Consider the following 5,466-nt stretch of genomic DNA (forward strand, 5'->3'; position numbering starts at 1 on the left):
CTCACAGTAAGGAACACCCTTGATTGTGGGCGAACACAACCCAAGGGCTTTATTTGTATAAGGAATTGCTCCCGTTAGCAGCATTCATGACTTGCTTGTCATCCGCTTTCACATGAAGGCAATAAAGAAGGAGTTTCAGTACCATTACGTTGGGCATCCACAGCTGATGCCATAAACTCCAATACGTTGCGACGTTGAAACTTGAGGGAAGTGACAACAGTTAACAGACGAGACACAAAGTTACTACCTGCTTTAGTTTGAGAACCAAAACTGGTACGCCGCCATATAACAGCAGGGCGTATTGCTCTCTCGGCCTCATTATTCGTTGGTTCCACACCCTCAAAATCGACAAACAACCATAAACCTGGTTCAACTTTTAAAATTTGCCGACACGTACGGACAGTTTTTGCAAAAGGAGTTTTCTCTTTGTAACCAACAGAGTAGTTGGCGGCTTCTTGTAAGCAAGACTTGATTGGCATTGATTTAATGGGGATTGTTGAAAATGTGGTGAAAGGCGATCGCAGTTATCAAGCGATGCCTACGGCGGGCTACGCCTACGCCTAGAATGGGAATAATTACGCCGTAACTAACTCCGCTCTCTCCAGCAGTCGTTGCAATTTATCGCCAGTTAGCTGTTCTAACGGTTGCTCTAAAAAATATTCATCAAAAATGGATTTACCATCAGTAGACACGTCCACCATCGATAGCCACCAAACTGCTTCCATTGCCGAATCACATGGCATTTGCTGACATTCCCCAGTACGCATCACCCACCAGCCGCCGTCAGTACAGCCAACCTCGCCCAGTTTCACTTCGTTCTGATAAATCCCATCGTCGAGAATTTCAAAGCCGTATTTCTCACATTCATCGAAAATCTGCGCCATGACTTCGTTACCAGTGGTAGAAGAGGACAAGGAGCAGGGGGCGGGGTGCAGGGGGGAAATTTCTTCTCCCTTGCTAGTAGCCCCCTGCCCCTCTGCTTCTTCTTCTGGTAACTGTTCCTGCACTGGTAGCGTACCTTGCTGGTACTGTTGCTTGATATAGCTGTGGCATCTAGCGGCTGAGAGGTCGCGGAAAATCTCAACGTTGTTTACTAGTACTCGCCAGTACAGGTTCTGGTAGTTGTCGTGGTCGTAGCTAATACTAGCTACGAGTTTGTCGCCCACGAACGCCTCTTGGTCATAAAAGGAGATTTCGAGAATGTTTGGGGCTTCTACTACTTCAAGCGGTGCAGGGAATGTTTCTCTGAGAGTTCCGTCTTGGTGATGCCACTGGATGTAGCGTTGGCATCTGGTGGGGGTGGTAGCGCGGAATTTCTCTACGCCGTTGACCATGACTAGCCACGGTTGGGTTACTAAATCATCGTGGTCATAAGCAATGTAGGCTATCAGTTCTTTGCCAAAGTAGACCTCGTGGTGGTAGAAGTTGATTTCTACGGTTGTCAGTGGTTCGGGAGCTATGGCTTGGGCTTGGGTTGCGATGAAGTGGTCTAGTTCGGCTTGGGCTGTGGCTTGGTTGTCAGGGGTAGCAGGGGTGAGTTTCTGAACCTTACTTGCTTGATATTCAGCGATCGCGCTAATCCAAGAATCTAGAGAGCGTTTGTCGCTTACTTCGACTGTGCTTTGCGTTTCGCTGTAGATTTGCTTGAGTCGGGCAATTGATTTCAGTTGCAGCTGTTGATGGCTGTAGATGATGTGAGTCATAATGAATCAGTTCCTAACGGGACGGAAAGCGCTTCGATTACCAGTCTGGGGCGCTTTCTTTATACCTAATAGTGTAATCTGTTAATTAACAAGTTGTTAACTGTTTAGTTGACAATTAACATATACTTTTAGAATTGGAGTTATGACTATGACTGTGAAAGTAAGACGGATTATTAAGCTAGAAGTTGATGTTCCTGGATTGGGCGATCGCATTAAACAGGCCAGAGAAGCTAGGGGGCGGCCAGTTACACAGATGGCCAAAGAAGTTGGAATATCTCGTAACTATTGGTATCAGTTAGAGGCGGAAGCTGTTTTAGGTGGTGTAGCAGAAGAAACTCTTCGGAAAATTGAAGAGGTGCTGGGTGTAGATTTAGGGGTACAGTTTGATGATTGACCTTCATACTATTAATCCTCTTGCTCTCCCCTCTGTCTTATTAGAGAAGCGATGCCTGGGTTGGGCTACGCCTATGCAGTTATCAGTTACATCCAGAATTTACGTTGCAATTGACTCTGAGAAAATCTCATTGAACTAGAAAGGTGGAATCATGCCTAAACCACCTTCTAGACAAAACAAAGCCACCTCTGCCACATCTAACAATTCAACATCAGCAGCTAGCTCTGCAAACAAGGATATTTCCCAGCAAGAAGACCCAGGTTCAGCAACAATTACGGTTACGGCTGTTGAAGTTCCAGAGTTGACCGAGCAGGAGCAGAGCGATCGCCTACACTTGGAGAGGAAAGTGGAGCGGGCGTTTTTTGAGGCAGGCAAGGCACTCTCCGAATTGCGCGATGGGCTTCGCCCCGCCGTAGGCGATCGCAAATTGTACCGTTCAACTCACAAAACCTTTGAAGAATATTGCAAGCAAAGGTTTGGTTACACGCGGATAGCAGCCAGCTACAAGATTGCCGCAGCGACAGTCATGGACAATTTGTTAACCAATGGTTTACAAAAAGAGGAAATAGCTACGGATGAATTACAGACTCCAAAAATGTTAACCAATGGTTTACAAATTCTGCCAAATAATGAACGTCAAGTACGCCCTTTGGTTTCTTTAGAGCCAGAAGTGCAAAGAGAAGCTTGGCAGAAGGCAGTAGAGGAAGCGGGTGGTAAAGTTCCAAGTGGTAGGATTGTGAAGGATGTGGTGCAGCGCACTATTGAGCGAACCAGAGTACCAAACACCTACCAGTTAGGCGAAGTCTGTCAAATTCTTGCAAAAGACAACCCAGAACTCAGAGGTAAGGGCGGGTGTTGGGGCATTGTCAACCACGTTGGAGAATTCAGTTGCACAGTGACAACCTGGGATGGAGAATATACTGTAAGAATCGCCCACCTCAAACCACTGAACTATCTGCCTGCGGAATGTCAGCAGATGCAGTTGATTAGCGATCGCATTAATCGACTACGGGACAATGAGAATCTAGAAGAAGCTGCTCGTGCTGTGCTGAAGCACTTGGGGGAGTTGAAGCGCCCGTATTTGACTGCTGTGGAGGAGAAGCTGTTAAGTGTGATTGAGCAGGAATATGGGGTTAATGAAGGAAATGAGCCGATTGCACATTCGTGAAGATGACTTGACAGGTAAAAATATTGCTGACCTTCTGAGGGAACATCTCAAAAACATGCATGAGATTACCCCACCCGAAAGCGTTCATGCTCTTGATATAGAGGCATTGCGTTCGCCTGATATTACTTTTTGGACGGCTTGGGATGTCGAAGAACTGGTTGGATGCGGGGCATTGAAAGAACTAGATTCAAGAAGCGGTGAAATCAAATCAATGCGTACCGTCAAGGCTCACCGACGTAGGGGTGTCGCCTCAAAGATTCTGGAACAGATTATTAAAGAAGCCCAATGGCGTGGTTACGATTGCTTAAATTTAGAAACAGGGGCAATTCCAGAATTCACTTCAGCACGAGCCTTGTATACACGGTATGGGTTTGAGTACCGAGGCCCCTTTGCTGAATACATTGATGACCCGAACAGCGTATTTATGACGAAAAAGCTCTATTGAAGTGTTCAAGTTTATGTGGCAATTTTAGAGGATGTTTTAAAAGTCGAAGTGAGTCAAAAATTATGCCAGTCGCCTGACCATAAGACGTATCATCGCAATGTAAATAAAAGTCTCAGAGGTTTCTGGTAGTCGTTCATAATCTTTACTTAAACGCCGACACCAGTTAAGCCAACCAAAAGTTCGCTCAACAACCCAGCGCTTTGGTAAATGGACAAAACCTTTCTTTTCCAAGGGTCGAAGCACAATTTCCACAATCCAGCGAAACATATCCATCACCCAACGCATAAATTCTTCGCCTCGGTATCCTCCATCCATCCAAATAGTGTGCAACCGCTTTACCTGATTTCCCGTATCATGAACTCGTTTGAGGACAAGTTTTGCTCCTTGGCGCTCTGGAAGGCTTGCAGAGGTAACTAACACTCGTAAAACTAGTCCTAGTAAATCCACACTCAGATGTCGTTTACGACCGTGTATTTTTTTGCCTGCATCATAACCTACCTCTTGGGATATCATGGTTGCTGTTTCCACCGATTGACTATCGACTGCTGCTTCTGACGGGCTAGGTTCACGTCCTGCTGCCACGCGAGTCCATTGGTATAATTTGTCGTGAATTTTTAACCAAGTTCCATCTTGGCTCCATCTCCAAAAATAACCATAAACAGTAGACCATGCAGGAAAATCCCCTGGTAATCCTCTCCAAGTACATCCTTCACAAAGTACGTAGAGAATAGCATTGACAACGGTGTATATAGCTATCCTACGAGGCCGACCCCCTGTTTTCGGTAAGGGAAACTCTTTTTCAATCAATTCCCACTGTTCCCAACTCAGGTTACTACGATATGCTTTAGTCATTTGCTCACAAGGTGCTGATGCTTACAATCTCAGCTTAAGCCTTGTGAGCTTTCTTACAATTGCCCCCCACTTTTAAAACATCCTCTTAGAAGCAGATATTCGTTCATTAGTGGATGCTCAGTCCCAGGCAGACCCCAAATTTAAATCAACCTTTCTATATGCCCGCATCAGTGCTAGAGCGGTACGAGAGGCATTAGTGAGTCAAAAAGGCTACGAAGATAGCAAATTGCCGTCTCGTCAAACCTTGGGAGAGATTCTCAATCGCCTGGGGTATCGCCTAAAAAAACACAAAAAACCAAGCCATTGAAAAAAATTCCGCAAACAGATGCCATATTCGAGAATGTGTTGCGGGAGAATCAAGCATCAGATGAAAATCCTAAATCGTTGCGAGTGTCTTTCGTGGTCGTAGAAGCTGATTTCGATTACTCTCAATTCTTCAACTTTGACGCAAGGGGTTACAGTTGTTGCAACTTGTGGCATAATAGTCATCTCCGTAATAGGAACAGAGGCGATCGCAGTAGTTGTCCAGACCAGAGCGATCGCCTTTTGATTTGTGTACTAATTGACGTTGTGGCTTGCCACAACACTCTCACTCTCTTATTGGCGAAGCCTAATATTTTCTTGCTCCTAGCCAGTGACCGGAGCAAGCTCTAGGCAGCATATCTCTTGATCGGGCGGCAGTCGGCAACGAGCTTCAAAGCGACTTCCGTAATGCTGTGGCAACTTTTTATTCATCGCAAAAGGCGATCGCGTTTCTTAATGCAATCGCTCTAATTCAACGTGAGTTCGACGGATAGGAAAGCCCAAAAAGGTTGCTATATATGAATTTACTCAAGTGGGCAGGCGGAAGCGATCGCTAAGATTAATTGAGAATCGGTAAAAAACTCACAAAAAAACGCCGAGA

At 45.6% G+C, this 5,466-nt stretch carries 7 protein-coding genes and 1 pseudogene; 5 read left to right on the forward strand and 3 right to left on the reverse strand.

Annotated elements, in window-relative coordinates; translation table 11 throughout:
* Window positions 1-98: 98 nt before the first annotated feature.
* Both LC586_RS39375 and LC586_RS39380 read right to left on the reverse strand, forming a co-directional pair.
* Window positions 99-470: pseudogene (locus LC586_RS39375) on the reverse strand (IS66 family transposase); the annotation flags it as partial.
* A 105-nt stretch (window positions 471-575) separates the two neighbouring features.
* Window positions 576-1,703: a hypothetical protein gene (locus LC586_RS39380; protein WP_229491212.1), complete on the reverse strand. Its 1,128-nt coding sequence runs from the start codon at window positions 1,701-1,703 to the stop codon at window positions 576-578.
* 148 nt (window positions 1,704-1,851) lie between these two features.
* Here LC586_RS39380 and LC586_RS39385 point away from each other — a divergent pair, with 148 nt between their 5' ends.
* The 3 genes from LC586_RS39385 to LC586_RS39395 all read left to right on the forward strand — a co-directional run bounded on the left by LC586_RS39385 (window position 1,852) and on the right by LC586_RS39395 (window position 3,710).
* Complete coding sequence (locus tag LC586_RS39385; RefSeq protein WP_199345100.1) at window positions 1,852-2,097, forward strand: helix-turn-helix domain-containing protein; 246 nt, start codon at window positions 1,852-1,854, stop codon at window positions 2,095-2,097.
* Between the two features lie 151 nt (window positions 2,098-2,248).
* A complete protein-coding gene (locus tag LC586_RS39390; protein WP_229491213.1) occupies window positions 2,249-3,265 on the forward strand; it encodes a hypothetical protein in 1,017 nt (338 codons plus the stop codon).
* Complete coding sequence (locus LC586_RS39395; RefSeq protein ID WP_229491214.1) at window positions 3,243-3,710, forward strand: GNAT family N-acetyltransferase; 468 nt, start codon at window positions 3,243-3,245, stop codon at window positions 3,708-3,710. The genes LC586_RS39390 and LC586_RS39395 overlap by 23 nt, the downstream gene beginning before the upstream one ends.
* Before the next feature lie 60 nt (window positions 3,711-3,770).
* Here the strand turns inward: LC586_RS39395 and LC586_RS39400 are convergent, their stop codons facing one another.
* Window positions 3,771-4,562: an IS5 family transposase gene (locus tag LC586_RS39400; protein ID WP_229491215.1), complete on the reverse strand. Its 792-nt coding sequence runs from the start codon at window positions 4,560-4,562 to the stop codon at window positions 3,771-3,773.
* A gap of 97 nt (window positions 4,563-4,659) precedes the next feature.
* Between LC586_RS39400 and LC586_RS39405 the strand changes: the two genes are divergently transcribed.
* Together LC586_RS39405 and LC586_RS39410 are read left to right on the forward strand one after the other, a co-directional pair.
* On the forward strand, window positions 4,660-4,869 hold the full coding sequence (locus LC586_RS39405) for an ISAzo13-like element transposase-related protein (RefSeq protein ID WP_309143437.1): 210 nt from the start codon (window positions 4,660-4,662) through the stop codon (window positions 4,867-4,869).
* On the forward strand, window positions 4,866-5,216 hold the full coding sequence (locus tag LC586_RS39410) for a hypothetical protein (RefSeq protein WP_229491217.1): 351 nt from the start codon (window positions 4,866-4,868) through the stop codon (window positions 5,214-5,216). The genes LC586_RS39405 and LC586_RS39410 overlap by 4 nt, the downstream gene beginning before the upstream one ends.
* The last annotated feature ends 250 nt before the right edge of the window (window positions 5,217-5,466 follow it).

Origin of the sequence: Nostoc favosum CHAB5714 (assembly GCF_020829495.1) — a bacterium.
Classification (GTDB): domain Bacteria; phylum Cyanobacteriota; class Cyanobacteriia; order Cyanobacteriales; family Nostocaceae; genus Nostoc; species Nostoc favosum.